Source organism: Clostridium sediminicola (assembly GCF_050402865.1).
Taxonomy (GTDB): domain Bacteria; phylum Bacillota; class Clostridia; order Clostridiales; family Clostridiaceae; genus Clostridium_AF; species Clostridium_AF sediminicola.
This window is the reverse complement of record NZ_BAABMF010000001.1, coordinates 719,625-746,180: the sequence shown is the minus strand read 5'-3', so window position 1 is coordinate 746,180 and position 26,556 is coordinate 719,625. Positions and strand designations below refer to the sequence as shown.

The 26,556-nt window shown below is 30.1% G+C and carries 28 protein-coding genes; 26 read left to right on the top strand and 2 right to left on the bottom strand.

Features of this window, described 5'->3' with window-relative positions; translation table 11 throughout:
- Positions 1 to 51 precede the first annotated feature (51 nt).
- The 14 genes from trxB to ACQ3F0_RS03620 all read left to right on the top strand — a co-directional run bounded on the left by trxB (position 52) and on the right by ACQ3F0_RS03620 (position 12,632).
- Positions 52 to 990: a thioredoxin-disulfide reductase gene (trxB, locus tag ACQ3F0_RS03685; protein ID WP_428863676.1), complete on the top strand. Its 939-nt coding sequence runs from the start codon at positions 52 to 54 to the stop codon at positions 988 to 990.
- A gap of 42 nt (positions 991 to 1,032) precedes the next feature.
- On the top strand, positions 1,033 to 1,353 hold the full coding sequence (gene trxA, locus ACQ3F0_RS03680; RefSeq protein ID WP_428863675.1) for a thioredoxin TrxA: 321 nt from the start codon (positions 1,033 to 1,035) through the stop codon (positions 1,351 to 1,353).
- A gap of 65 nt (positions 1,354 to 1,418) precedes the next feature.
- Positions 1,419 to 2,705, top strand: a complete 1,287-nt coding sequence (locus ACQ3F0_RS03675) for a glycine/sarcosine/betaine reductase component B subunit (protein WP_428863674.1) — start codon at positions 1,419 to 1,421, stop codon at positions 2,703 to 2,705.
- Positions 2,706 to 2,768: 63 nt separating this feature from the next.
- Positions 2,769 to 3,242: a glycine/sarcosine/betaine reductase complex selenoprotein A gene (grdA, locus tag ACQ3F0_RS03670; protein ID WP_428863673.1), complete on the top strand. Its 474-nt coding sequence runs from the start codon at positions 2,769 to 2,771 to the stop codon at positions 3,240 to 3,242.
- Positions 3,243 to 3,278: 36 nt separating this feature from the next.
- Positions 3,279 to 4,586 (top strand): glycine reductase complex selenoprotein B, encoded by a 1,308-nt coding sequence (gene grdB / locus ACQ3F0_RS03665; protein WP_428863672.1) that lies wholly within the window; start codon positions 3,279 to 3,281, stop codon positions 4,584 to 4,586.
- 162 nt (positions 4,587 to 4,748) lie between these two features.
- Positions 4,749 to 6,287 (top strand): glycine/sarcosine/betaine reductase complex component C subunit beta, encoded by a 1,539-nt coding sequence (grdC, locus tag ACQ3F0_RS03660; RefSeq protein ID WP_428863671.1) that lies wholly within the window; start codon positions 4,749 to 4,751, stop codon positions 6,285 to 6,287.
- A 17-nt stretch (positions 6,288 to 6,304) separates the two neighbouring features.
- Positions 6,305 to 7,486 (top strand): glycine/sarcosine/betaine reductase complex component C subunit alpha, encoded by a 1,182-nt coding sequence (gene grdD, locus ACQ3F0_RS03655; RefSeq protein ID WP_428863724.1) that lies wholly within the window; start codon positions 6,305 to 6,307, stop codon positions 7,484 to 7,486.
- Positions 7,487 to 7,641: 155 nt separating this feature from the next.
- Positions 7,642 to 8,571 (top strand): CPBP family intramembrane glutamic endopeptidase, encoded by a 930-nt coding sequence (locus ACQ3F0_RS03650; protein ID WP_428863670.1) that lies wholly within the window; start codon positions 7,642 to 7,644, stop codon positions 8,569 to 8,571.
- A 68-nt stretch (positions 8,572 to 8,639) separates the two neighbouring features.
- Positions 8,640 to 9,482, top strand: coding sequence for a metallophosphoesterase (locus tag ACQ3F0_RS03645; protein WP_428863669.1), 843 nt, complete (start codon positions 8,640 to 8,642; stop codon positions 9,480 to 9,482).
- Positions 9,460 to 10,431, top strand: a complete 972-nt coding sequence (locus ACQ3F0_RS03640; protein WP_428863668.1) for a DUF4003 family protein — start codon at positions 9,460 to 9,462, stop codon at positions 10,429 to 10,431. The genes ACQ3F0_RS03645 and ACQ3F0_RS03640 overlap by 23 nt, the downstream gene beginning before the upstream one ends.
- A 30-nt stretch (positions 10,432 to 10,461) precedes the next feature.
- Positions 10,462 to 10,803 carry an MGMT family protein gene (locus ACQ3F0_RS03635; protein WP_428863667.1) on the top strand — a complete coding sequence of 114 codons (342 nt, stop codon included), beginning with the start codon at positions 10,462 to 10,464 and terminating at the stop codon, positions 10,801 to 10,803.
- A 31-nt stretch (positions 10,804 to 10,834) separates the two neighbouring features.
- Positions 10,835 to 11,350, top strand: coding sequence for a P-loop NTPase family protein (locus tag ACQ3F0_RS03630; RefSeq protein WP_428863666.1), 516 nt, complete (start codon positions 10,835 to 10,837; stop codon positions 11,348 to 11,350).
- 45 nt (positions 11,351 to 11,395) lie between these two features.
- The gene (locus tag ACQ3F0_RS03625; RefSeq protein WP_428863665.1) at positions 11,396 to 12,187 is read left to right on the top strand and encodes a GNAT family N-acetyltransferase; all 792 of its coding nucleotides are present in this window, start codon (positions 11,396 to 11,398) and stop codon (positions 12,185 to 12,187) included.
- Between the two features lie 22 nt (positions 12,188 to 12,209).
- A complete protein-coding gene (locus ACQ3F0_RS03620; protein WP_428863664.1) occupies positions 12,210 to 12,632 on the top strand; it encodes a hypothetical protein in 423 nt (140 codons plus the stop codon).
- 67 nt (positions 12,633 to 12,699) lie between these two features.
- Here the strand turns inward: ACQ3F0_RS03620 and ACQ3F0_RS03615 are convergent, their stop codons facing one another.
- The gene (locus ACQ3F0_RS03615; RefSeq protein WP_428863663.1) at positions 12,700 to 12,888 is read right to left on the bottom strand and encodes an asparagine synthase; all 189 of its coding nucleotides are present in this window, start codon (positions 12,886 to 12,888) and stop codon (positions 12,700 to 12,702) included.
- A 289-nt stretch (positions 12,889 to 13,177) separates the two neighbouring features.
- Between ACQ3F0_RS03615 and ACQ3F0_RS03610 the strand changes: the two genes are divergently transcribed.
- From ACQ3F0_RS03610 to ACQ3F0_RS03575, 8 genes are all read left to right on the top strand, one after another.
- Positions 13,178 to 13,684: a GNAT family N-acetyltransferase gene (locus tag ACQ3F0_RS03610; protein WP_428863662.1), complete on the top strand. Its 507-nt coding sequence runs from the start codon at positions 13,178 to 13,180 to the stop codon at positions 13,682 to 13,684.
- Between the two features lie 23 nt (positions 13,685 to 13,707).
- Positions 13,708 to 14,079 carry a DUF2500 domain-containing protein gene (locus ACQ3F0_RS03605; RefSeq protein ID WP_428863661.1) on the top strand — a complete coding sequence of 124 codons (372 nt, stop codon included), beginning with the start codon at positions 13,708 to 13,710 and terminating at the stop codon, positions 14,077 to 14,079.
- 82 nt (positions 14,080 to 14,161) lie between these two features.
- Positions 14,162 to 15,199 carry a S66 family peptidase gene (locus ACQ3F0_RS03600; protein WP_428863660.1) on the top strand — a complete coding sequence of 346 codons (1,038 nt, stop codon included), beginning with the start codon at positions 14,162 to 14,164 and terminating at the stop codon, positions 15,197 to 15,199.
- 40 nt (positions 15,200 to 15,239) lie between these two features.
- Positions 15,240 to 15,884 carry an HAD family hydrolase gene (locus tag ACQ3F0_RS03595; protein ID WP_428863659.1) on the top strand — a complete coding sequence of 215 codons (645 nt, stop codon included), beginning with the start codon at positions 15,240 to 15,242 and terminating at the stop codon, positions 15,882 to 15,884.
- Positions 15,885 to 16,080: 196 nt separating this feature from the next.
- The gene (locus ACQ3F0_RS03590; RefSeq protein WP_428863658.1) at positions 16,081 to 17,982 is read left to right on the top strand and encodes a CehA/McbA family metallohydrolase; all 1,902 of its coding nucleotides are present in this window, start codon (positions 16,081 to 16,083) and stop codon (positions 17,980 to 17,982) included.
- Positions 17,983 to 18,118: 136 nt separating this feature from the next.
- Entirely contained in the window at positions 18,119 to 18,931 is an 813-nt protein-coding gene (locus ACQ3F0_RS03585) for a YdcF family protein (protein ID WP_428863657.1), read from the top strand.
- A gap of 84 nt (positions 18,932 to 19,015) precedes the next feature.
- On the top strand, positions 19,016 to 19,252 hold the full coding sequence (locus ACQ3F0_RS03580) for a DUF2164 domain-containing protein (RefSeq protein ID WP_428863656.1): 237 nt from the start codon (positions 19,016 to 19,018) through the stop codon (positions 19,250 to 19,252).
- Positions 19,253 to 19,273: 21 nt separating this feature from the next.
- Positions 19,274 to 19,909 (top strand): flavodoxin family protein, encoded by a 636-nt coding sequence (locus tag ACQ3F0_RS03575; protein ID WP_428863655.1) that lies wholly within the window; start codon positions 19,274 to 19,276, stop codon positions 19,907 to 19,909.
- Positions 19,910 to 19,948: 39 nt separating this feature from the next.
- Here the strand turns inward: ACQ3F0_RS03575 and ACQ3F0_RS03570 are convergent, their stop codons facing one another.
- A complete protein-coding gene (locus ACQ3F0_RS03570) occupies positions 19,949 to 21,148 on the bottom strand; it encodes an ROK family transcriptional regulator (RefSeq protein WP_428863654.1) in 1,200 nt (399 codons plus the stop codon).
- A gap of 320 nt (positions 21,149 to 21,468) precedes the next feature.
- Here ACQ3F0_RS03570 and ACQ3F0_RS03565 point away from each other — a divergent pair, with 320 nt between their 5' ends.
- From ACQ3F0_RS03565 to ACQ3F0_RS03550, 4 genes are all read left to right on the top strand, one after another.
- The gene (locus ACQ3F0_RS03565; RefSeq protein ID WP_428863653.1) at positions 21,469 to 22,761 is read left to right on the top strand and encodes an ABC transporter substrate-binding protein; all 1,293 of its coding nucleotides are present in this window, start codon (positions 21,469 to 21,471) and stop codon (positions 22,759 to 22,761) included.
- A 195-nt stretch (positions 22,762 to 22,956) separates the two neighbouring features.
- On the top strand, positions 22,957 to 23,904 hold the full coding sequence (locus tag ACQ3F0_RS03560) for a carbohydrate ABC transporter permease (protein WP_428863652.1): 948 nt from the start codon (positions 22,957 to 22,959) through the stop codon (positions 23,902 to 23,904).
- 12 nt (positions 23,905 to 23,916) lie between these two features.
- Positions 23,917 to 24,744 carry a carbohydrate ABC transporter permease gene (locus ACQ3F0_RS03555; RefSeq protein ID WP_428863651.1) on the top strand — a complete coding sequence of 276 codons (828 nt, stop codon included), beginning with the start codon at positions 23,917 to 23,919 and terminating at the stop codon, positions 24,742 to 24,744.
- Positions 24,745 to 24,844: 100 nt separating this feature from the next.
- Positions 24,845 to 26,416 carry a sulfatase family protein gene (locus ACQ3F0_RS03550; protein ID WP_428863650.1) on the top strand — a complete coding sequence of 524 codons (1,572 nt, stop codon included), beginning with the start codon at positions 24,845 to 24,847 and terminating at the stop codon, positions 26,414 to 26,416.
- Positions 26,417 to 26,556 lie beyond the last annotated feature (140 nt).

Sequence of the window (26,556 nt, the reverse complement as noted above, 5' to 3'; positions counted from 1 at the left end):
CTGGGAAAGTTTTAGGTGGAAGATAGCAATTTATCATGCAGGAGGGTAAAAATGGAAAATTTATATGATGTAGTAATATTAGGAGCAGGACCAGCTGGATTAGCAGCAGGACTTTATGCTGCAAGAGCAAGAATGAAAACTTTGATTTTAGAAAAAGATAGTCCAGGTGGACAAATTGTAATAACTCATGAGATAGCAAACTATCCGGGTGCTATGCCAGAGGAAAGTGGTCCAAGTTTAGTAGCTAGAATGGTAGATCAAACTGAACAATTTGGCGCTGAAAGAATAAGTGATAATATTGTTGAAGTTCAGCTTGAAGGAAAAATTAAAGTTATTAAATGCGAAAAAGGAGAGTATCGTGCAAAATCTGTAATAATTGCTACTGGTGCAGAACCAAAGTTAATTGGTTGTCCAGGAGAAAAAGAGTTTACAGGTAAAGGTGTTTCTTATTGTGCAACTTGTGATGCGGATTTCTTCGCTGGATTAGAAGTATTTGTAGTTGGTGGAGGGGACTCTGCTGTTGAAGAAGCATTGTATTTAACAAAATTTGCAAGAAAAGTTACTATAGTTCATAGAAGAGACCAGTTAAGAGCTGCTAAATCTATTCAAGAGAAAGCATTTAGAAATGATAAGATGAACTTCATGTGGAATGCAGTAATTGAAGAAATTAAAGGAGATGGAATAGTAGAATCAGTTGTATTTAAAAATACTGTAACTGGTGAAACTAATGAGTACTTTGCTGATGAAGATGACGGAATATTCGGAGTATTTGTTTTCATTGGATACACTCCTATTAGTAGTTTATATGAAGGACAAATTGAAATGGAACATGGATATATTGTTACAGATCAAGACATGAAAACAAATATCGAAGGTGTATTTGCTGCTGGAGATATCAGAGTTAAATCTTTAAGACAAGTAATTACAGCAGCAGGCGATGGAGCAATTGCAGCAGTAAATGCTGAAAGATATGTTGAAGATTCTGAATAAGAATTTATAAAATATAAACAATAAGTTTAAGGAGGTGAAAATATGATTATTTTAGATAAAAACACTTTCCAAGCTGAGGTTTTAGAAGCTGAAGGATTAGTTTTAGTTGATTATTTTGGTGATGGATGTGTGCCATGTGAAGCATTATTACCTGATGTTGTAGCATTATCTGAGGAATATGAAGGAAAAATGAAATTTACTAAATTAAATACTTCAAAAGCTAGAAGATTAGCAATTTCTCAAAAGGTTTTAGGTCTTCCAACAATATCTCTTTATAAAGATGGAGAAAAGATTGATGAGTTGACAAAAACTGATGCAACAAAATCTAACATTGATGCTATGATCAAAAAACACTTAGGTTAGTTATTATCCATGAGGTGAGTAGAAGCTCACCTGAATGGGTTTAAATATTGAGGGAGGTGAGCAAGATGTTATTGGAATTAGGAAAAATAAAAATTAATGACGTTCAATTTGGTGATATTACTAAAGTTGAAAATGGAGTATTATACGTAAATGAAAATGAAATAATTGATCTTGTTATGGAAGATGAATTTATCAAAAGTGTAAAAGTTGAATTAGCGCACCCAGGTGAGAAAACTAGAATAACTCCTGTTAAAGATGTTATCGAACCAAGAGTTAAGGTATCTGGACAGGGAACAATTTTTCCAGGAGTAATGGGAAAAGTTAATACTGTTGGAGAAGGTAGAACTCATGTTTTAAGCGGAGCTGCTGTAGTTACATGTGGTAGAATTGTAGGATTCCAAGAAGGTATTATTGATATGAGTGGTCCAGGAGCAGATTATACTCCTTTTTCTAAATTAAATAATGTTTGCTTAGTAATTGAACCAGCTGATGGATTATCTCAATATGAATATGAAGCAGCTGCAAGAAAAGCAGGATTTAGGGTAGCTAAATATTTAGGTGAAGCAGGATTAAACGTAGAACCTGATATTATAGAATCTTATGAAACAAAACCATTACTTGAAAGTATTCAAGAATATCCTGAACTACCAAAAGTTGGATATGTTTATATGCTTCAAACACAAGGACTTATGCATGATACTTATGTATATGGAGTAGATGCAAAGAAAATAGTTCCAACAATTCTTTATCCTACTGAAATTATGGATGGCGCAATTGTTAGTGGTAACTGTGTATCAGCTTGTGATAAAAATACTACTTATCATCACTTAAACAATCCAATTATTCATGATTTATATGAAAGACATGGTAAAGATATAAACTTTGTAGGGGTAATTATTACGAATGAAACAGTATACCTTGCTGATAAAGAAAGATCTTCTGATTGGACTTCTAAGCTTTGTAAATTCTTGGGATTAGATGGAGCTATAGTTTCTCAAGAAGGTTTTGGTAACCCTGATACAGATTTAATCATGAATTGTAAAAAAATAGAGGATAATGGAGTTAAAACTGTAATCGTTACTGATGAATATGCTGGACGAGATGGTGCATCTCAATCTTTAGCTGATTCAGATCCAAAAGCTAATGCAGTAGTAACTGGAGGAAATGCCAATGAGGTAATAGTTCTTCCACCTATGGAAAGAGTTATTGGAATGTTGGATTACATAGATAAAATTGCTGGTGGTTTTGACGGTAGTTTAAGAGCAGATGGAAGTATTGAAGCTGAGATTCAAGTTATTACAGGTGCAACAAATGAATTAGGCTTTAATAAAATGTCGGCAACAGAGTTTTAATGAATAAATAATTAATATTATGATTAAAATACAAGAAACTAAACAATAAGGAGGATATCGAACATGAGTATGTTTGAAGGAGCAAAAGTAATCATCGTTGGCGATAGAGATGGTATACCTGGTCCTGCAATAGCTGAATGTATCAAAGGTACTGGTGCTGAAATAGTTTTTTCATCAACAGAATGCTTTGTCTGAACAGCTGCAGGTGCTATGGATCTAGAAAATCAAAATAGGGTAAAAAGTTTAACTGAAAAGTATGGTGCAGAGAACATGATAGTTCTTTTAGGTGCAGCAGAAGGTGAAGCTGCAGGATTAGCAGCAGAAACAGTTACAAACGGAGACCCTACTTTCGCAGGTTCATTAGCAGGAGTCCAGTTGGGACTAAAAACTTATCACGTAGTAGAGCCAGAAGTAAAAGAAGCAGTAAATGAGGAAGTATACGAAGAGCAAATAGGCATGATGGAAATGGTTTTAGATGTAGATGATATAATTTCTGAAATGTCTTCTATTAGAGAACAATATTGCAAATACCTTTAAAAACTTTCCTGTAAATATAAGAAAGGGGGGAAATTTATGAGCAAAATTAGAGTAGTTCATTATATAAATCAATTCTTTGCTGGTATTGGTGGAGAAGAAAAAGCAGATATAAAACCTGAAATAAGAGAAGGTATCGTAGGCCCTGGTTTAGCATTGAAAAATGCTATGAAAGAAGAGGGTGAAATTGTTGCTACAGTTATCTGTGGAGATTCTTATTTCAATGAAAATTTAGACGAAGCAAAAAAAGAAATTCTTAATATGATAAAAGAATACAACCCAGATTTATTTATTGCAGGACCAGCTTTTAATGCAGGTCGTTATGGGGTAGCTTGCGGTACTATATGTAAAGCAGTAAAAGAAGAACTAAATATCCCAGTTGTAACAGCTATGTATGCTGAAAATCCAGGTGCAGATATGTATAAGAAAGATCTATACATTATAGAAACTGGAAACTCTGCAGCTTCTATGCGAAAGGCAGCCCCTGCTTTAGCAAAGATTGCCATAAAACTTGGAAAAGGTGAGGAAATTGGGTCACCTAAAGCTGAAGGTTATATTCCAAGAGGTGTTAGAAAAAATATTTTCAGAGAAGATCGTGGTGCAAAAAGAGCGGTTGACATGATGATTAAAAAATTAAAAGGTGAGGACTTTGTTACTGAATATGCAATGCCTGTATTTGATACAGTAATGCCAAATCCTGCAGTTAAGGATTTATCAAATGCTAAAATTGCTATTGTAACATCTGGAGGTATTGTACCTAAAGGTAATCCTGATCGTATTGAATCTTCAAGTGCTTCAAAATATGGAAAATATGACATATCTAAATTCAATGATTTAACTAACGAAACACATGAAACAGCACATGGTGGATATGATCCAGTTTTCGCAAATCAAGATTCAGATAGAGTAATTCCTGTTGATGTTTTAAGAGATATGGAAAGAGAAGGCATTATTGGTGAACTTCATCAATACTTCTACTCAACTACAGGTAATGGAACTGCTGTTAGTAGTTCAAAAAAATTCTCTGAAGAAATAGCTAAGGAGTTAATAGCTGATGGTGTAACTGCAGTTATATTAACTTCAACCTGAGGAACTTGTACACGTTGCGGTGCAACGATGGTAAAAGAAATTGAAAGAGCTGGACTTCCTGTTGTACATATTTGTACAGTAGTACCAATCTCTTTAACAGTAGGAGCTAATAGAATTGTACCTGCTGTAGCAATTCCACATCCTCTTGGAAATCCAGCTTTGGATGCAGCTGAGGAGAAGAAAATAAGAAGAAAAATAGTTGAAAAATCATTAGAAGCATTACAAACCGAAGTTGAAGGGCAAACAGTATTTGAATAAAATCTGTTAACTTATTACTTTAACATCGAGTAAATAATTATAAAAATGGGTGGTGTTTACATCACTCATTTTTTAAAACAAAAAATAAGATTATAAAATGAAAAATTTAAATAAATTGTAAGTAAAAGTTTTATTTATAAAAATATTTGGAGGGAAAACAAAATGAACTATGCAGTTATAAAAGGAACTGGCTATGTATTAGTAAATACTCCTGACATGATTTTACATAATGGTACAACTCAAACAATGGAGAAAATAACAAATCCTGATTCAGATTATTTGAAGGAGATTTCTAAATATATTAGACCATTTGAAGAAGTGGTTAACTATGCACCAAACCAAGCTTATATAGGAAACATGACACCAGAAGAATTAAGAGGATATGAGATGCCTTGGTACGACAAGAGCGTTGAAGGTGTAACTCGTGATGGTAAATTTGGTGAGATCATGCCACAAGATGAGTTTATTGGTCTTATGAAGATTTCAGATGCTTTTGAACTTGTTAAACTTAATAAAGAAATCACTGCAAGCATCAAAGAAAAATTAGCTAATCACCCATTATTCAAAGATGAGATAGATAAGTTACAAGATGGAGACTCAATGGAAGAAATTGAGAACATTGTTAACGAACTTCATGGAGAAGGAATCTATAATGATGGGAAATTAGTTGGATGTGTTAAAAAAGCTCATGATATAGATGGAAACTTAACTGCTCATGTTTTATTCGAAAACTTAGTTGTTAAAGCATCTGGTGTTCTTGCATTCAAAAATCTTGTTGCTAAAAACAACATTAATGTTGAAGATATTGAATATGTAATTGAATGTTCAGAAGAAGCATGTGGAGACATGAACCAAAGAGGTGGCGGAAACTTTGCAAAATCTATAGCAGAGATATCTGGTGCTGTAAATGCAACAGGTTCTGATACAAGAGGATTCTGTGCTGCTCCAACTCATGCACTTATAGAAGCGTCAGCTTTAGTTCAAGCAGGAATATACAAAAATGTTGTTATAGTAGCTGGTGGTGCTACAGCGAAGCTTGGAATGAACGGAAAAGACCATGTTAAGAAAGGAATTCCAGTACTTGAAGATATATTAGGTGGATTTGCAATATTAATTAGTGAAAATGACGGCGTAAGCCCTGTAATTAGAACAGATATTTTAGGAAGACATACTGTTGGAACAGGTTCTTCACCACAAGCAGTAATGACATCATTAATCGCGGCACCTTTAGATAGAGCAGGATTAAAAATCACTGATATAGATAAATACTCAGTTGAAATGCAAAATCCAGATGTAACTAAACCAGCAGGAGCTGGAGATGTACCAGAAGGAAACTACAAAATGATTGGTGCATTAGGTGTTAAGAGAAAAGAGCTTGAAAGAAAAGAATTACTTCCATTTATCAAAAAACATGGAATGCCAGGATGGGCTCCAACTCAAGGTCATATTCCATCAGGAGTTCCTTACTTAGGTTTTGCTATGGATGATTTAACAGAAGGTAGTTTAAATAAAGTAATGATCGTAGCAAAAGGAAGCTTGTTCTTAGGTCGTATGACTAACCTATTTGATGGAGTTTCAGTTGTTATAGAAAGAAATTCAGGCAAAACAGAGGAAGCTGGTTCAAGTGTTTCTCAAGATGAAGTTAAAACATTAATTGCAGAATCAATGAGAGATTTAGCAGCACTTCTACTAAAGGAATAGGGGTGAACTATATGACAATGAGTAAATCTTCAGTTAAAGAAATGATTGGAAATGCATTGCTTGAAGTATCAGAGGCAATTGAATCTGGTCAATTTGGAAAGAAAGTAAGAATAGGAATAACTACTTTAGGTTCAGAACATGGAACTGAAAATCTTCTGAAAGCAGCAGAATTAGCTTCAAAAACTTCTGAAAATATTGAGGTTGTTTTAATAGGACCAAAGGTTGAAACAGAACTTGCAATAGTTGAAGCAAACAGTGAAGATGAAATGTACTCTAAAATGGAAGAGTTATTAGATAGTGGAGAACTTCAAGGTTGTGTAACTATGCACTATAACTTCCCAGTTGGAGTTTCAACAGTAGGAAGAGTAATAACTCCAGGAATGGGAAAAGAAATGTTCCTAGCTACTACTACAGGAACGGCAGCAGTAAACAGAGTAGAAGCTATGGTTAAAAACGCTTTGCACGGAATTATAACTGCAAAATCTATGGGAATAGAAGAGCCAACAGTTGGAATTCTTAACTTAGATGGAGCAAGACAAGTAGAGCGTATTTTAAAAGAATTAAATAGTAACGGATATAAAATAAAATTTGCTGACTCAGCTCGTGCCGATGGCGGAGCCGTAATGAGAGGTAATGACTTATTAGCTGGAACTGCAGATGTTATGATTACAGATACTTTAACAGGTAACATTATGATGAAAGTATTCTCAGCTTACACAACAGGTGGAAGCTACGAAGCAACAGGATACGGATATGGTCCTGGAGTTGGAGAAGGATATGAAAGAAATATACTAATAGTATCAAGAGCATCAGGAATACCAGTTGTAGCAAATGCTATAAAATATGCAGCAGACCTTGCAAAAGGTAAAGTAGTAGAAAAATCAAAAGCAGAATTCAAAAAAGCAAAAGATGCAAAACTAAATTCAATTTTAGAATCTCTTAATAAAGATGCAAAAAAATCTTCAGATGAAGAAGAAATAACAGCACCACCGAAGCAAGTAGTAACAGGTTCATTATCAGGAGTAGATATAATGGAACTTGAAGATGCCGTAAAAGCACTTTGGAAAAATGGAATCTATGCTGAGAGTGGAATGGGATGTACAGGACCAATAGTAATGGTTCAAGAAACAAAAGTTGCAGAAGCTAGAGAAGTTTTACAATGTGTTGGATTTATTGCAAAAGAGGGAGATTGTTGTTAGCAATTTTCAGTAAAGAAAAAGGTCTTGTCATTTGGCAAGGCTTTTTTGTATGAAAAATTTTAACCATAGAATAATTATTTTAATTAATTGGTATATTGTGGTATATTATTATTTGAAGATATGAAACAAAATTAAGTGCTAAGGGGTTGTAAATAATGAAAAAAGTTTTTAAGAATGAAGATTGCCAATTAAGGTCAGGGTGGAAAATCTTAATAACATATGTATCATTTTTTGTTGTAACAAATATAATTGCAATGATTGTTTTTACTGCATATTCTGCTAGTGTATTATTGTCTGCAGGTGGGGACATAAGCCCTGAGGAACTTACAAAACTTATTACTGAAAATAATATGCTAAACACAAGTGTTATGTTCATTCAAGTGGGGATAATGATATTGTCAGTAATACTATTTTGGAAAATATTCGATAAACGACCATTGAAAGATCTTGGGCTGGTTAATCCATTGAAGAGTATGAATAATTTGGTTTATGGGTTAATTTTCGGTGCTGTATCAATTAGCTTAATATTTTTCTTTTTACTTTTTACAGGGCAAATTGAAATGGTAAATAGTTTTTTACAACCTAAAATAACTAAATGGTTAATAATTGACTTGGTTTTATTTATCTTGGTAGGTTTTAATGAAGAGTTATTTTCTAGAGGGTATTGCATAACTGTTTTAGGCCAAACGAAAAGTAGGTGGGTAATGATATTGGTATCTTCACTTATATTCTCTGCAATGCATTTATTAAACCCAAATGTAAGTTATTTAGGGTTATTAAATATTTTCTTAGTTGGTATCCTTTTTGCTATAATGTTTATAAAATCGGGTGATTTGTGGATGTCTATAGGATATCATATTACATGGAATTATTTTCAGGGAAATATTTTTGGATTCAATGTAAGTGGTAAGGACGTTCATGGTATATATAGTTTAAAATATACAACAGAAAATATTATTAACGGTGGAAAATTTGGACCAGAAGGAGGTATAATTACCTCAATAATTTTAATAATTAGTATAGTATTTGTAATTAAGTATACCTTTAGAGAAAATAATATAGTTGAATTTAAACAAAGTTATTAAATAATATTTTATAGAATCATAGCAAAAGATTAATATGGTTTAAAATAAAGTGAAGGTGGATAATGATTATGAAGCATCAAATTGGAATTGAAGTGACTAATTATTCTATTCAAATAAAAAAGTTACCTGTTAGTTTTGAAGGATTCAAAATTCTTCAATTAAGTGACTTGCATAGTAGAGTTTTTAACAAGAACAATGAAACATTAGTAGAACTTATAGATAGTATGAAACCCAATATTATTTTAATGACAGGAGACATGATGAATGGAAAAAAAGATAACGGTATAGTTTGTGTAAATTTAGTCAAAAGGCTGATTCATAAGTATCCAATTTATTATATTTTAGGAAATCATGAGCAAAGAGTGAAATCAAACACTAGTAATATATATTTTAATTATATAACTGAATTAAATAAATTAGGTACTAAAATTTTAGATAATTCAAAAGTTTCCATTTTGAAAGGTAAGGATAAAATTAATATTTATGGTTTGACAATTGAATTATCTTACTATTGGGGAGACAATGAAAATGAAAACAGAAAAGAGTTCATTAATAATGATTATATAGAAGAAAAATTAGGAGTATGTGAAAAAGGAGAAATAAATGTTCTTCTAAGCCATAATCCAAAATATTTTGAAGCTTATACTGAATGGGGTGCCGATTTGGTCTTTTCAGGACATGTACACGGAGGAATAATAAGAATTCCGTATTTAGGTGGACTTTTATCGCCAGATAGAAAATTTTTTCCAAAATATGATTGGGGAATATATAAAGATAAAGAATGTAATATAGTAGTTAGTAGGGGGATTGGAAATTCAAATATAAATTTGAGGATAAATAATATGCCTGAAATAGTTATGGTAACATTAAAAAAAGGGAGGAATTATTGTGAAAAACTCGGTAAAAATTAAAGTGGATAATATGGTAGAGCTATACTTAAAGATTGAAAAACAGTTTAAATGGGAACATAACTTATCAAAACATTTTGCAGCACTGACATATACTCAAAAAAATAAAGAGTTCGATAAAGAGAAAATTGATACAATGATAAAGTTTATAAAGTCAAAAACCGGAGTTTTTTCTTGTTATAGAGGAACAGCTACATTTATTACTGCAATGCTTTTGTGTAGTCAATATGAAAATCCTGAAGGAAAATTTTCTAAAATGATGGAATATCATGATAAATTAAGAGAAGCAGGCTTCAAAAGTAGTATGTATTTACCTATAGCTAATTATGCATTATTAATTACAAGTGAAGATAATTTAATTAGTAATAGAATAAATCAGGCTTATGAACTATATTGCGATATGAAAAAAAATCATCCATTGCTAACTAGTGGAGATGATTATGCATTAAGTATTTTGCTTTCTAGATATAATAAAACTGTTAATACAATTGAAGAATATTATCAAAGTTTAAATAAATTAGGGTTTAGTAAAAGTAATGGATTGCAATTGTTATCACATATTCTATCATTTAGCAATGAAGAGGTTAATACAATTACCCTAAGGTGCAAGAAGGTTTATGATAAATTAAAAGAGAATAAGTTGAAAATATATTCTGATTTCTATGCATCGCTTGGATTAATAGCTCTGCTAGATAAGAATGGAAATATAACGGAAGATTTAGTGCAGGTAGCAGAATATTTAAATAAATTAAAGAAATACAAGTGGCTTGGAAAAGGAATGAATGTATTATTAGCTTCAGCAATAGTTAGTGATGAGTATATAAATACTAACAATAATGAATTAATACAGACCACTTTAAGTATATCTATAGAGGCATTGATAGCTGCTCAAACTTCTGCGTCCATAGCTGCAATAACTGCATCAACAGCTGCGGCATCTGCTGCAAATTAACATTAAGTAACTTTAAGGGGTGAATGACAATTGGAGAACTTTTATACAAAAGTTTATAATATAGTTTCTCAAATTCCAGAAGGCAAAGTGGCAACTTATGGTCAGATATCAGGGTTATTGGGTAAAAAGAGTGGAGCTAGAGCAGTGGGGTGGGCAATGAAAGCAACACCAGAGCATCTTAAAATACCTTGTCACAGGGTAGTCAATAGATTTGGAGAAATGTCACCTGGATACGTTTTTGGTTCTTCAGATATTCAAAGGCAGATTTTAAAAGCTGAGGGAATTACTTTTAAAAATGACGGATGTATTGATATGAAAAAACATCTTTGGAAAGGACCGGAAAAAGGTTTTAGTCTAGAGCTAGATGAATAGTTTATATTTATTGAGGTAAAGGGGAAACTGTATGCAAAAAATAATGATCCTTGGCTCAGGAGGAGCAGGTAAGTCCACCAGTGCGCGTAACCTCTCTAAAATAACAGGAATCAAAGTTTTTTATATGGATAAGTTGTTTTGGAAGCCGGGGTGGGTATCTATACCAAGAGATGAATTAAAAGAAAAGTTAAAAAGTATAACTAAATTAGATTCATGGATAATTGATGGTAATTACAGATCTACAATTGATGTTAGGTTGAAAGAAGCAGATACTGTTATTTATCTTGATTTTTCAACATGGCTTTGTTTATGGGGTATTGTTAAAAGAAGATTTTTGTATTCAAGAAAGATGAGACCTGACATCACAGAAGGGTGTAAAGAAAAAATAGATTTAGAATTTTTTATGTGGGTATTGAATTTTAGAAGGAAGAATAGAAAAGAAATACTTAAAATGATAAGGAATAATTGTGAAGAGAAGAGTGTTTATATTTTTAAAAATAGAAGAGAATTAGAAAAATTTGTTGGTGAAGTAAATGATAAATTATAGATTAAGTTTGCGTAATGTTTACTATAATTTTAGGGATGGTGCGAAATGATTAGAAAACTTAGTGAAAATGATAGAAAACAGGTTTTACAATTTTTGAGTGAGGAAGCTGCAATAAATTTATTTATAATTGGAGATATAGAAAATTTTGGATTTAAAAAGGATTTTATGGATTTATGGGGAAGTTTTAATAATGAGGAGGAAATAGAAGGTGTTTTGCTTAGATATCATGAAAGTTTTATACCATATTACAAGAATTCAAATTTTGATGTAGCTGGATTTAAAGAGATAATTAATAAATATGAAGGTAAAAAAATCATTTCAGGTAAAAATAATATTGTTGATGATTTTAAGGATATTGTACAAGGGGCAAAAGAAAAATCTACTTATTTTTGTGAACTAAAAAATAAAGAAAAGCTCATAAAAGATTATGGAAATATTTTAACAGCAAAAGTAAGTGATTCTAAAAAGATATATGATTTATTAGAAACTATAGATGAATTTAATGCTACTGACACAAATTCTCTTGAACGAATTGAGAATGGAATTACAACTAAAGCTGGAAGAATATACTTTATGAAGAATGAATATGGGGAAGCAATAACTACGGCACAAACAACTGCAGAAAACAAATATTCTGCAATGGTTGTAAGCGTTGCAACAAGAAAAGAGTATCGTGGAAAAGGTTTAATGGGTCAGTGTTTGTCAAAGTTATGTTCTGATTTACTGAATGAAGATAAAACTTTATGCTTATTTTATGACAATCCAGAAGCAGGAAAGGTTTACCATAGAATAGGGTTTGAAACTATTGGTAAATGGAAAATGTTAATCAAACTATAATTTGCTTTTAGGAGGAAAAAGAGTGAAAAACAAATGGGGGAAAAGCTTTATTCAACTTGTAATATTAGTGATCTATTTTATAATTGCTATAGCTTTTAAGGGATTAATAAATAAACTAAAAACTGATGATTCATGGGGAAATCATACTTATTTACTAATGATTTTTGATTTTTGTTTTTATGCATCATTTGGTATTATTATGGGAATGATAAATTTTGTAGTAGGAAATAGAAGAAAACGTAAAGCTAATTCATCAAAAGTAATTTTACTCCTAATTCCAAGCTTATTTTTTGGACTATCAATGTTATTTTACTTTTCAACCGATATTTTTGCTAATAATAGTATATTAGAATCGATTGTAATTAGAGCGACACTTCAATGGAATATTGTATTTATTTATCAGATTTTATTTGGGTACTTATTGGTGTATAGCTTTGAAAATTAAAATAAAAAAGGTGGTGATATACAATATTGATTGTAGAGCCACCTTTTGGAAATGTTTGAAATGAAGCTTATTTTCTGTTATCCAATAACTCTATAGTACCTAAAACTATATGAGCTAAGCCAAATCCAATTAATGCAGTTTCGGCCATAGGAACAACATCTTTTTTTCTAATATCCTTCCTATTTCTTGCTCTTAGTGTAGAAGCACCTAAAGTTACTACTGTACCTAATGCGGTTGGTATCAATCCTTCTTTCACTATATTCACCATCCTTTGTAGCGTTTATTGGATTCTCTTCAATCTTATTTTATGTAGAGGACTTTTTTTTATCCTAGTATTGAGTTTCCAGTTTAACAAGTAATTTATACTTGTACAAAACTTTTAATACTTTGCTTTATTGTTGCAGAATTGAGCTAACTTAGAAAAATTTTAGATAATTTGATTTTAATTAAACCGAAATTTATTATGATACTTATGATATAATTGTATAAATTAATTATTTAGATGAAATATCTATAAATACAAATAAGTTTTAAGGAGCAGAAAAATGGATAGTTTAATAGACACAACAATTAATGATTTTAAAATAAGATTCGCAAAAGAAGAAGATATAGATTTAATTTTACAATTCATTAAGGAATTAGCAGATTACGAAGAATTATTACATGAAGTTGTAGCAACAAAAGAAACCTTGCACGATTCATTGTTTAAACGTAAGGTTGCTGAAGTAATTATTGGTGAATTTAAAGGTAAACCAGTTGGATTTGCTTTGTTTTTTCATAATTTTTCAACTTTCCTTGGTAAACCTGGTATCTACTTAGAAGATTTGTATGTAAAACCTGAAATGCGAGGAGAAGGATTAGGAAAAGTTTTTTTATCATTTCTTGCAAAATTGGCCATAAAAAGAAATTGCGGTAGACTTGAATGGTGGTGTTTGGATTGGAATAAATCATCAATAAAGTTCTATAAAAAAATGGGTGCTATACCAATGGATGATTGGACTGTATTTAGAGTCTGTGATGAGGAATTAACAAATTTATCAAAAAAATATTAAATAAATGAATCGGAGGTATTATGATGCCATCTATTTTTGATGGAATGTTTACGATTATGCCAATATTTGTTGTTACGATTTTTATTATCGTTATAACTATGTTTATAATTATAGCTGTAAAAGGGATGAAACAATGGAATTATAATAATAATCAACCTGTTTTAACAGTTGCAGCTAAAGTTGTTTCTAAAAGAACCAATGTTTCAAGACATCATCATAGTAATAATATGCACAGTCATACTTCAACAACGTATTATGTAACTTTTCAAGTTGAAAGTGGAGATAGAATTGAATTGATGTTGTCAGGAGAAGAATTTGGACAACTTGTAGAATCAGATAGTGGAAGATTGACTTTTCAAGGCACAAGATATAAGGGATTTAAAAGAGAGTTGTAAGTTGAAAGTGTTAAATTGTAAGTTTTATGGAAGAAGAATCTTTTAATATATAAATTAAAACATATTTAGGGGGTGATTTTCAATGATAAAACCTAAAAAATTAAATAAAGGTGACAAGGTAGCAATAGTTAGTTTATCAAGTGGTATGGCTGGCGATAATGAATTTAAACATAGATATGAAATAGGAAAACAAAGAATCCGCGATAAATTTGGTCTTGAAGTTGTTGAAATGAAGAATTCATTAAAAGGTTCAGAGTATTTATATAAATATCCAGAAGCAAGAGCTGAGGATATGATGGAAGCCTTTTGTAATAAAGATATAAATGGAATTTTTTCAAATATTGGTGGGGATGATACGATAAGATTATTGCCATATATTAATTTGGATGTTATAAAAAATAATCCAAAAATATTTATGGGATATTCTGATACTACAGCAAATCATTTAATGTGTTATAAAGCGGGTCTAGTATCATTTTATGGTCCCAGTGTTCTAGGGGAATTTGCAGAAAATGTAAATATGCATGAATACACTAAGAAGTGGATTGATAAAGTTTTATTTAACTCTGTTGACATTGGTAGTATAGAATCTAGCAAAGAGTGGACTTCTGAATATTTAGAATGGTCAGATAAAATGAATAGTAAAATTAAAAGAAAAATGAATGTAAATAAAGGCTATGAAGTATTACAAGGTAAAGGAAAAGTAAGAGGAAAATTATTAGGTGGATGCATTGAAGTTCTTGAATTTGTGAAAGGTACAGAAATTTGGCCCAGCCTTGCAGAATGGGAGAATAAAATTTTATTTTTAGAAACCAGTGAAGACAAGCCAACTCCAGATTATATTAAGTGGTGGATGAGAAATTATGCTGCACAAGGAATATTGGATAAGATAAATGGAATAATAATAGGGAAGCCAATACATGAAAAATATTACAATGAGTACAAACATGAGTACTTAAAAGTTATCAGAGATGAAGTAAAAAGAGATGATTTGCCTATTCTTTATAATATGAATTTTGGACATACAGCACCTATGACATTAGTACCCTATGGAGTAGAAGCTGAAATTGATTGTGATAATAATGGATTTAGAATTTTAGAATCAGCTGTAGTAGATTAAGTGAATTATTAAGTAAAAAAATGAAATTAGGAGAGTTTGAATGTATAAACATATTTTATTTGATTTAGATGGAACGCTTACAGACTCAAAATATGGTATAATAAAATCTATTCAATATGCATTATCAAAAGAAGGAATAGAGCAAGTAGAACTAAAGGATTTACAAAAGTTTGTTGGACCGCCTTTAAAAGAATCTTTTATGGAGTATTATTCTTTTGATGAAGAAACTGCAGAAAGAGCAATTGATAATTTTAGAGAATATTTCAAAGATAAAGGTATTTTTGAAAATGAAGTGTATATTGGAATTCCAGAGTTACTTAGTTATTTAAAGAATAAAGGATATTGTATCTCTATCGCAACTTCCAAACCTACAATTTTTGCAAAAAAAATAATTAAACACTTTAAATTGGAAAAGTATTTTTTAAAAATAGTAGGAAGTAACTTAGATGGAACAAGGACAAGCAAAGGAGAAGTTATAGAATATTTATTAAAGGAATTAGACGTCAAAAATACAGATAAAATTGTGATGATAGGAGATAGAAAGCATGATGTTCTTGGAGCAAAGATGAACAATCTCCATTCAATAGGAGTTGCTTATGGGTATGGTTGTATAGAAGAATTAGAATCAGCAGGTGCTAATTATATTGTTGAATCTATTGATGAATTGTATAAGAAATTTGCATAATAAAAAGCATTTACCTTTTCGGGTGTAATGCTTTTTTTATGTAAAATTATATTACTAATGTATACATTCTACGTTTTTTTGAACAAAAGAGATGTATATTAGAATAAGATTTTATAATCTCTAAAGTAACATATAAAATGTTGTACTAATATTATATATAAGGAATATTAAAAGAAATAATTAAAAGAAGGATTTTATGCTAAATATAAAACTTTTAATAAAGTTTAAGAATAAATTAAATAAGATTTTATGTAATAAATTATATAAAAAAATATATTGTAAAAATGTAATTACTATTAGTGAAGCCAAGAACGAATCAGGTAGAACTAATGTTAGGATTAGAGGGATTGTAATTTCGTCTGGAAATTCAGTTTATATTCAGGACAAGACAAGTGGAATTAATTTGCATAAAGCAAAAAACAAAATCAGTCTTGTTGAGGGTGACTTTGTTGAAATTTATGGAACTTTGAGTAGAAGAAAAGGGAGTTATAAAATTAAAAGATATAGAGTTAAGAAACTATTTACAAATAATAGCCTTCCTTCTCCTAAAGAAATAAGTATAAAAAGTATTTTTAAAAAATGCAATAGAAAATGTAATGGTAAACTAATAAAATTAAAAAATGTTAGAATTGAAATTTTTCACAGTGACCTACAATCTAGAATAGATGATAATTTAGGAAATAAGCTTTATATAAATAATATAGACCTACCTCATATTGAAAGCGGAGATATAGTTGATATTATAGGAATTGTAAATTATGATAAAAAGAATTATAACTTATATATAAGAAAAGCATCTGATGTTATTAAAATTCATCCACCAATAGATATTGAACTATTTCCAGAAAAAATGACTTCTACTTTCAATAGAAGAACTGTAATAAGTGCTTTATTAAAAAGTGGAGAAGAGTTTATAGATTTAACTTCAGTCAATTTGATTGTTGATGGAGAAAAGGTTCAAGTTAAAGTAGAAAATAATTATATAAGTTACTTACCTTCTCAAGATTTGGAAATGGGTGAACATTATATGAAGCTCTTAATAAAAGATAGTAGTAGTTATTCATATCAATTTAAGTGGCGTTTTAGAATCGTAGATAAAACTACTAAATATAATTTTTATCTAGGAATACCTCATGCACATACAAGTTTTTCCGATGGTATGAAACAACCTGTGGATGCATATGAATGTTCCAAGAAAAACGGTCTTGATTTTCTGATAGTATCTGATCATTCAGGAAGTTTAAATAGGTCTATGGAATATCCTTTTGAAAAAGTAATGTATAAAGGAGAAAAAAAATCAAAATGGAAGATATTAAAATTCCAAGCTGATGATATTAATAATAAATATGATGATTTTTTAGCTTTCTTTGGCTTTGAAATGAATACTAAAATTTGGGGTCACATGAATGTAATTAACAGTCAATCTGTTATAAAAAAAGAAACACGAAAAAAAATCGAAGGCTTTTATGAGTGGCTTTGTGATGAGGATAATATAGTTCTTTCTATAAATCATCCATGTAGGCTAAAGACTATTCCATCATATATACCTGAATTTGATAAATATATTAATTTAATAGAAGTAGGTAATGGTTCTCCACCACGAAAATATCAGCGATATGAGGAAGAGTATTACAATATATTAGATTTAGGATGGCATTTAGGAGCCGTAAATGGACAAGACAATCACTCAGCAAATTGGGGTAAAGTAGATAACTTAACTGTAATTATTGCTGAAAATTTAAAGAAAGTTTCAATTATGGAAGCTCTTAAAGCAAGGAGAGTATACTCTACAGAAACTAAGACTTTGAGGCTTAGTGTAACTGGAAATGGGTATTGGATGGGGAGTATAATTAATTTGGTTATTGGTGATAAGCTTAATTTAAACATTCTAGCTGAAGATAACAAAGTTTTCATTGATAAAATTCAGATAATTTCTAATAAGGGTGTAGTAATCCAAGAGAAAGGCTTTAAATGTTCTAATAGAGCTGAATGGAATATTGTTTTTATACCAAAAGTAGAGAACTCATGGTATGTTGTAAAAATAATTCAAAGTGGAGGTAAATGTGGAATATCTTCTCCAATATTTATATGTTTTTAACAATTGCTAAATTATGTTATAATAGTAATTGATTTCGATATAGTCAAACTAAATTACTATTTGTGGCATAGTTAGAAATAGTTTTTCATTTAGTAGGATAAATAATATTAGATTTCATAAACACTTGGGAGGTAATATGAAAAATAATAAAACTATTACTAAAGAGCAAATAAATGATATAAATATTATTAGTTCATTTTTATCAAAACGGGATATTGATTCTTTAAATGAACAAAGTCTATATAAGAAATTTGGGATACTTAAAGTAGATATGCTAATTTTACTTGGGAATAGTTTGATATATACTGTAGAAATTGCTGCAAAAGCTTTTAGAAACAAAATAGCTAAAGAATTAATGGTGGTTGGTGGTATTGGACATTCTACTGAACTACTAAGAAGAAACGTTGAAAATAGTATGAAATATAAAGAGATAAACTGCAGTGATAAAGCTGAAGCTGAAATTATTAAAGAGATTTTATGTAAATATTGTAAAATAGCTGAAGAAAGTATAATTACCGAAAATAAATCCACTAATTGTGGCTCCAATGCAAATGAATCATTGAAAGTAATCCAAAATGCGGGGAAAGAAGTTAAATCAGTAATTTTGATTCAAGACCCAACAATGCAATTGAGGACCTATGCATCATTTAAAAAAGAATGGAAAAACGTTAAAGATATCAGATTCATAAATTATGCGCCTCTTGTACCACAAATGAAGATAGGTAATGGAAATGTTTCTTATACTAATAATATTAATGGATTATGGGATATAGAAAGATTTTTGTCATTAATTATGGGAGAAATACCAAGAATAATTGATAATGAAAATGGGTATGGACCAGAAGGGAAAGGATTCATTGATCATGTAGATGTACCTAACAATATCATTAGAGCATATGAAAGATTAACACCATTTTTTAGTGATTATGTTAGAACTAGATATATATAATTTATAAAGCACAATGAAGGAAAGCATCATCTAAGAACAATTTATATTAATTTTTAGATTTATCTAGAAAATAGGAGGAAACAAATGAATAAAAAAATAGAGCTAAATAAAGAAAATAGAGATCTTATTATTGAAGAGATTAAAAAATTTTTCTATGAGGAGAGAGATGAAGAGATTGGAGAATTAGCTTCAATGTTATTCTTGGATTTTATTATGGAAAATATAGCGCCAGAAATTTACAATAAAGGAGTAAAAGACAGTATTGCTTTTATGACTGATAAGATTGATGATATGTATGGCTTAGAAATACGTAAAAGATAATTTGGAATAGGGGGATTGTTTGTGAAAGTTATTGGAATTGTAGGAAGTAGAAGAAAAAAGGGCAATACGTCAATTCTGGTAAAAGAAGCTTTAAAAGCTTTTGAAAAAAAGAATTTTGAAGTAGAATTAATTTATTTAAGTGATTATAATTACAAAGATTGTTGTGGATGCGAGGGGTGTAAAGATACATATAAATGTGTTATAAAAGATGATATGCAAAAATTATATCCTAAGATTTTAGAAGCAGATGCTATGATCATTGGATCACCTACTTATTTTTATAATATGACTGCGGATATGAAGGCTTTTTTAGATAGATTATATTGTTATGAAATATTTGATGAAGAAGATCGTTCGGTATGGATGGGATTGAATGAAGCCTTGGGGTGGAAATATGCTTCAGTGATTGCTGTTTGTGAACAAGATAACGAAAATGATATGGGATATACTGCTATTTCTATGGAAAAAACTCTTACAGCTTTGGGGTATAGAGTGGTAGATGTTCTTAAAGTGTTAAGGTTAGTTTCTGCGGGTGAAGCTAAAAATGATGGAGAGGTTATGTTAAATGCATACAAATTAGGAAAAAAACTTTTAAAAACATTGGAATTAAGAGAAAAAGCAAAAGAAAAGTTAAAGAATTTTAAAGCCAATATTTAAATTTGATATTGGCTTATATTTGATTAATACTTAATTTTATCATAGGTATAAATAAAGTTTATCATAAAAAAGTTCATGAATAACTGTTATTGCAGGGGCTAGTTTTTCTATATCACTACTAATCTTACTTATTTGAAGTTTGTCTTTAATATCAATTAATTGTAGATTATAAATATTACTGTATAGATAATTTAGATAGAGATTGTTTTGGAATAACTTACCACATAATACAATTTTCTTGGGTGAAAGTAGGCTTATAGTATTAATTATGGAAATTGCTAGCAATTCAGCAGAGTACCTTAGCAATTCACAAATTTGAACGGAACCTAGTTCGGCAGCTTTGAGTATTATCTCTATAGAAATATTTTCTTTTTTTCCATCAGCTAAATTATATAGTAATGGATAATTTGAATCGCTAAATTCATTAGAAACTTTATTTAAGATGGCCTTGAAGGAAATAGTACTTTCTAGGCAACCTCTTCTTTTACAAATAGGACAATAATCTCCTGAGGGAAGTAATATTGTATGGCCCATCTCACCAGCTAAACTATTATAACCGTAGAAAATCTTTTGATTAGAAACAATAGAACCTCCAATTCCGCTACCGTACTTTAGAAAAAAGAAGTTATCTAATGAGTCATCTAAAAATAATTCTAGGATAGCTAAATTTTTAACATTATTATCTACTATAACAGGTAGATTTAATAAGTTTTCTAAAATTTCTTTTACGGGAACTTCCGTATTCCAAAAACCAATAGGATAATCTGTTGAATTCTTTTCTTTATTCACACCTCCAAGAATACCAACACCAATACCTAAAATCATATTATTCGCTATATTATTTTCTAATAAAATATTTTTTAAATTTGAGCAAACTTTTTCTAAGAAAGCATGAGGGGCGATGCTTTTGTCAGTGAGTAATTTCTTTTCGTGAATTATTTCACCATTAATATTAGTAATTAAGATAGTAGTGAATTTATTTTTTATATCAATACCAATAACTTTTTTATAGTTGTAATTTATGTTTAGCAGTATTTTTTTTCTACCTGAATTATATTTTGATACAGAGCCAACTTCTTCAAGAACATGTATATCGATAAGTTCATTACAAATACCAGTTAATGAACCAGCAGATAAACCAGTTAACTTTGAAAGATCTTTTTTTGATATAGGACCTTCTTTTTTTATTAGTTTTAAAATTTTAGATATATTTTTTTTCTTCACATCTTTTAATTTCATAAACAATCTCCTGTTATTTATTTTGAAAATTCAGAATCTGAAAAAATTTAACAAGCCTTATTTTAGTTAAAGCTTATCTTTAGTATAGCAAATAATAATATTTTTAACTACATAAAAAATTGACTTTTGATAAAAAAAACTGATAATTATTCAAAATATGAAATAATAGAGTGGATTTCACAAAGAAACTTCACAAAAATTAGAAGAAATTATAAAACAAACAGTAAATTAGTAAAAAAAGGCATTGACAAACAAGGGTAAACGTTTTAATATGTGAATATACATTAATTCAAATATTAAAATAAATAGGGGGTTATACAATGTTGAAGAATGTGTTTAAAAAAATTACTACAGCTCTTATTGCTTCTGCAATGGTATTTTCAGTAGTTGGATGTGGAAATTCAACTGATAATAGTGGAAGTGGGGATGCAAAAACTGATGAAAAAGTTACAATTAAATTTGCAACTTATGGACTTTTAGAAAAAGCAACTGAGCAATTTTACACAAAAATGGCAAGTGATTTCGAAGCTGAGAATCCAGATATTAAAATCGAATTCATTAGCTATCCTTATGGAGACCTTAAACAGCAAGTATTGGTAATGGCTAATGCAGGTGATGCACCAGATGTTGTACATGGAGAAACTTCTAGTTTTAATGCGTATGTGAGTTCTGGTTATTTGGAACCATTGGATGAGTTGCTAAGCAAAGAATACATAGATGATATTTATCCAGGGGTTAAAGATGCTATGTCTGCAGATGGTAAGTTATATGCGGCACCATGGATATGCAGTCCTTACGTAATGGTTTATAACAAAGATTTATTTGAGCAAGCAGGATTAGATCCTAATGCTCCACCAAAAACATATGAAGAGATGGTTGATTATGCAGAAAAAATAAGCCAGCTTAAAGATAAAGATGGAAATAGTGTATATGGCTTAGGTGAGACAACTGCTTCAGTTCCAATAAGCGGAAATTCAGTTTTAAGTGTTATGTTCAGTTATGGTGGTGGCATATACAACGATAAAGGTGAAGTAGATGTAAATACACAACAGAACATTGATGCATTTAATTTCTTAAAAGAGATTTATACTAATAAATTAAATCCAGAAACTGCAAAATTGAAAGATTTAAGAAATTTAATGGCAATAGGAAGATTAGGTATGTATTTTGACCAAGTATGGGGAACAAGTGGAGTGTTTGGTATAAATCCAGAAATAAAAGAGAAGGTTGCCATTGCACCAATGCCTGCAACAAAAGCTACAGAAGGATTAAGTCTTTTAGAAGCACATGAACTTCTTATAATGAAAGATTCAAAAAATAAAGAAGCAGCTGCTAAATTTGTACAATTTGCTACTTCAGAAAAAGTGTTACAAGAATATTATAATACTCTACCTTTCTTACCAGGTACAAAATCAGTTGAGTTAACAGGTGAATTTATTAGTCCAATTAAGGATAGTTTAAATGGAGTAAAAGCTCTTGCTAAACAAAATCCAAATATGGAAAATGCATTGTTAGAAATTACTTCTGCGGTACAAGCTGCTACTATTGGTAATGAAAGTACAGAAGATGCAGTTAAGAAGTTAGATGCTAAATTAAAAGAAATTTTAAAATAGAAACATTTTAGATTTATAATATTGACACTAGTATTCAATAATAAAATTGAATACTAGTGTGTTATAAAATAGAAACAAAATTTTATACTAATCTAAGCGGCATATAAAGTATTAGTTAAAGATTTTCTGCAAGAAAATCAACATTAATGGTGCATTGTAAGCTGTGCACTGTGCATTATATAGGGAGGTTAATTTATGAATGAATCTTCAACTTCTGTAAGTAAAGAAGTCAGATTTAAACCCAACAAGATTTTTAAAAAGATGGGGAAAAAGAAACAAGATACAATTTTTGCTATAACGCTAATTTTACCGGCAGTTTTAATCGTAGGATTCACAACTTTTTTTCCAATAGTGAAGTCAGTTTTTATGAGTTTCTTTGATTATAAATTAAGTGCAAATAATACAAACACATGGAATAATTTTGCTAATTATAAAGAACTTTTTAGTGAAGGAGAAATAATTACTTCTACTTTTACAACGTTTAAATATATGATTTTTGTTGTAGCATTATTATTTATATTGGGATTAGCATTAGCAATGGCTTTAAATAAAGATATGAAAGGTAGAAGTTTTACTAGAAGTATTGTACTCTTACCTTGGGTTATTCCTACAGTAATAACAGCATTATTGTGGATGTGGATTTTTCAACCTCAATATGGAGTTCTTAATTATTTATTGGTGAAATTAAATATTATACAAGAACCTATTGCTTGGGTAACTAGTGTGAAATTTGCTCTTCCAAGTGTAACTATTGCTGCATTGTGGAGACAAATGCCATTTATGACAATTATGATGTTGGCAGGACTTCAGTCAATACCAAAAGATTTATTTGAAGCTGCAACAATTGATGGAGCAAATAAAATGCAAACATTTTTCCATATAACACTTCCAATGTTAAGTAGTGTTATAAAATCAACATTGTTGATTTCTATTATTGAAAACTTCAAGCAATTTCCGTTGTTCTGGATTATGACTGGTGGTGGACCTATGAATCAAACAACAACATTGGCAATTTTGACTTATAAAAATTCATTTGTTAATTTAAACTTTGGTAAAGGTGCAGCAGTATCAACAGTTTGGTTAGCATTATTGTTAGTATTCTCTGCATTATACAATAAATTATTTAAAACAGTACATGATTAAGGAGGTGTTAGTATGAATAGAAAAGCTAAATTAAAGGATTATTTATTTGTTATTTTTATGGTTGCATTACTAATCTGTCCGATATTATGGATGTTTACAACATCATTTAAGAGTAGCTTATCGGTATATAAACTTCCACCAGATTGGATACCAAAGAATCCAACAATAGAAAATTATATAAATATTTTAAAAGATAAAATATTTATGACATATTACTTTAATAACTTTATAACAGCAGGTATGACTACATTAATAACGGTATTTGTTTCTATATTAGGTGGATATGGGTTTTCTAGATATAAGTTTAAAGGAAGTAACATTATTTTAATGGCTTTTTTGGCTACAGCAATGTTTCCTGTTGTAGGTATAATAACGGCATTATATTCAACCTATAAAAATGTAGGGCTATTAAATACTAGGATGGGACTTGTACTAGCATTAACATCAGCTACTGTACCATTTTGTATTTGGCTTATGAAAGGTTTCTTTGATGATATCCCAAGAGCACTTGAGGAAGCTGCATCTATAGATGGATGTGGTAGATTTTCAGCATTATTTAGAGTGGTACTTCCTTTGTGTAGCCCAGGAATTTTAGCTATTGGATTATATACATTTTTAATAGCATGGGATGACTATTTATACTGTTTGACTCTTGTAACTAATGATAAATTACGTACATTATCTACAGGTATTTCACTTAGATATTTAGGAGAATTATCTTATGACTGGGGCAATGTTATGACTGTGTCTGTTATGTCTAGTATCCCATTGTTGATTTTATTTATATTCTTACAAAAATATATGATTCAAGGATTAACTGCTGGAGCGGTAAAAGAATAAAGGTATGCTTTTATTTTTCGTAAAGTACTGGTATGAAAGAAAGCATAATATAAATATATAGAATAAGTTCAAATATTGAATTAATAAAAAGGAGTAAAGTATGAGCAAACGACCTAATATATTATTAATTACTAGTGACCAACAGCATTGGAATACAATAGGTGCTTTCAATGATGAAATTTCTACACCAAATCTTGATAGATTAGTTGATGATGGTACAACTTTTACGAGGGCATATTGTCCAAACCCTACATGTACACCGACAAGAGCCTCTATAATTACAGGTAAATATCCCAGCCAACATGGAGCTTGGACCCTTGGAACAAAGTTATTAGAGGATGAACACACAGTAGGCGAGGACTACATGGCAAATGGCTATAGAACAGCACTTATTGGTAAAGCACATTTTCAACCATTACGATCAACAGAAGAGTACCCGTCTTTAGAAGCATATCCAATAATGCAGGATTTGGATTTTTGGAAAAATTATAACGAGATATTTTATGGCTTTGAAGTTGCTGAATTAGCACGAAATCATACAAATGAAGCTCATATAGGGCAACATTACGCATTATGGCTTGAAGAAAAAGGAGCTAAAAATTGGCGTGATTATTATTTGAAACCTACTGGAAATATGGATCCAAAAGAATATCCAAGGATAGAGGAATTGGTTAAAGAAAAGAATGGATTTTATAATGCAAAACGAAATTGGGGAGTATGGGATATCCCTGAAGAATATCATTATAATGCATGGATAGCTGATAGAACTAATGCAAAATTAGAAGAGTACAAAGAAAATGATGAAAGTTTCTTTTTGTGGTCAAGTTTCTTCGATCCCCATCCAGAATATTTTGTTCCTGAGCCTTGGGCCTCAATGTATGATCCAGATAATATAACTGTGGATGGGTTAGTTCCAGGGGAGCATGATAAGAATCCACCACATTTTAAAATGACTCAAGAAGAACTACCAGATTTCTCTGAGTATAAAGAAACTGGTTGGGAAATTCATGGTTGCCATTCACACCGTCAAAAAAGAGAAGAACTAAAAAAAGATGTTGCATTGTATTATGGTATGGTAAGTATGATGGATAAGTACATTGGTAAAATATTAGATAAATTAGACGAATTAAATTTAGATAATGAAACTATTATTATATTCACAACAGATCATGGACATTTCTTTGGTCAGCATGGACTTATAAGGAAGGGACCTTTTCACTATGAAGATATGATAAAAGTGCCGTTCATTGTAAAGTATCCAGGGAAAGTGAATAGAGGGAAAAAGAGCGATAGCTTAGTATCATTAGTTGATATTGCGCCAACAATATTATCATTATCAGGAATAAAAATTCCTTGTGATATGACAGGTATCGATCAGAGTAAAGTGTGGTTAGGAGAAAAAGAAGAGATTAGAGAAAGTATAATCTGCGAAAATAGACATGAACCTACTACAATTCATTTGAAAACTTATGTTGATAAAAGATATAAATTAACAGTTTATTATAATAAAACTTATGGTGAATTATTTGATTTACAGAATGATCCTAAAGAATTAAATAATTTATGGGATAATCCCCAGTATAAAGATTTAAAAACAGAGTTATTTATGAAATATATATGGGCAGAGCTTGGAAAAGAGCCTTTGCGTATGCCAAGAATCAAACATGCATAAAAAATGAAACCCTTAAGTGAATTTACTTAAGGGTTTCATTTTTAACTTCTAAAACTTTTTCAAAAGCTATTGAAAAACAATCATATCTGTTATAATATAAATATAACAGATATGATTGTTTTATTATTATAAAATATTTA

Bases quoted from the DNA above. Each gene is read 5' to 3' on its own strand.
- trxB (WP_428863676.1), top strand. From the start codon at position 52: ATGGAAAATTTATATGATGTAGTAATATTAGGAGCAGGACCAGCTGGA.
- trxA (WP_428863675.1), top strand. From the start codon at position 1,033: ATGATTATTTTAGATAAAAACACTTTCCAAGCTGAGGTTTTAGAAGCT.
- ACQ3F0_RS03675 (WP_428863674.1), top strand. From the start codon at position 1,419: ATGTTATTGGAATTAGGAAAAATAAAAATTAATGACGTTCAATTTGGT.
- grdC (WP_428863671.1), top strand. From the start codon at position 4,749: ATGAACTATGCAGTTATAAAAGGAACTGGCTATGTATTAGTAAATACT.
- grdD (WP_428863724.1), top strand. From the start codon at position 6,305: ATGAGTAAATCTTCAGTTAAAGAAATGATTGGAAATGCATTGCTTGAA.
- ACQ3F0_RS03650 (WP_428863670.1), top strand. From the start codon at position 7,642: ATGAAAAAAGTTTTTAAGAATGAAGATTGCCAATTAAGGTCAGGGTGG.
- ACQ3F0_RS03645 (WP_428863669.1), top strand. From the start codon at position 8,640: ATGAAGCATCAAATTGGAATTGAAGTGACTAATTATTCTATTCAAATA.
- ACQ3F0_RS03630 (WP_428863666.1), top strand. From the start codon at position 10,835: ATGCAAAAAATAATGATCCTTGGCTCAGGAGGAGCAGGTAAGTCCACC.
- ACQ3F0_RS03625 (WP_428863665.1), top strand. From the start codon at position 11,396: ATGATTAGAAAACTTAGTGAAAATGATAGAAAACAGGTTTTACAATTT.
- ACQ3F0_RS03610 (WP_428863662.1), top strand. From the start codon at position 13,178: ATGGATAGTTTAATAGACACAACAATTAATGATTTTAAAATAAGATTC.
- ACQ3F0_RS03605 (WP_428863661.1), top strand. From the start codon at position 13,708: ATGCCATCTATTTTTGATGGAATGTTTACGATTATGCCAATATTTGTT.
- ACQ3F0_RS03600 (WP_428863660.1), top strand. From the start codon at position 14,162: ATGATAAAACCTAAAAAATTAAATAAAGGTGACAAGGTAGCAATAGTT.
- ACQ3F0_RS03595 (WP_428863659.1), top strand. From the start codon at position 15,240: ATGTATAAACATATTTTATTTGATTTAGATGGAACGCTTACAGACTCA.
- ACQ3F0_RS03590 (WP_428863658.1), top strand. From the start codon at position 16,081: ATGCTAAATATAAAACTTTTAATAAAGTTTAAGAATAAATTAAATAAG.
- ACQ3F0_RS03585 (WP_428863657.1), top strand. From the start codon at position 18,119: ATGAAAAATAATAAAACTATTACTAAAGAGCAAATAAATGATATAAAT.
- ACQ3F0_RS03580 (WP_428863656.1), top strand. From the start codon at position 19,016: ATGAATAAAAAAATAGAGCTAAATAAAGAAAATAGAGATCTTATTATT.
- ACQ3F0_RS03570 (WP_428863654.1), bottom strand. From the start codon at position 21,148: ATGAAATTAAAAGATGTGAAGAAAAAAAATATATCTAAAATTTTAAAA.
- ACQ3F0_RS03565 (WP_428863653.1), top strand. From the start codon at position 21,469: ATGTTGAAGAATGTGTTTAAAAAAATTACTACAGCTCTTATTGCTTCT.
- ACQ3F0_RS03560 (WP_428863652.1), top strand. From the start codon at position 22,957: ATGAATGAATCTTCAACTTCTGTAAGTAAAGAAGTCAGATTTAAACCC.
- ACQ3F0_RS03555 (WP_428863651.1), top strand. From the start codon at position 23,917: ATGAATAGAAAAGCTAAATTAAAGGATTATTTATTTGTTATTTTTATG.
- ACQ3F0_RS03550 (WP_428863650.1), top strand. From the start codon at position 24,845: ATGAGCAAACGACCTAATATATTATTAATTACTAGTGACCAACAGCAT.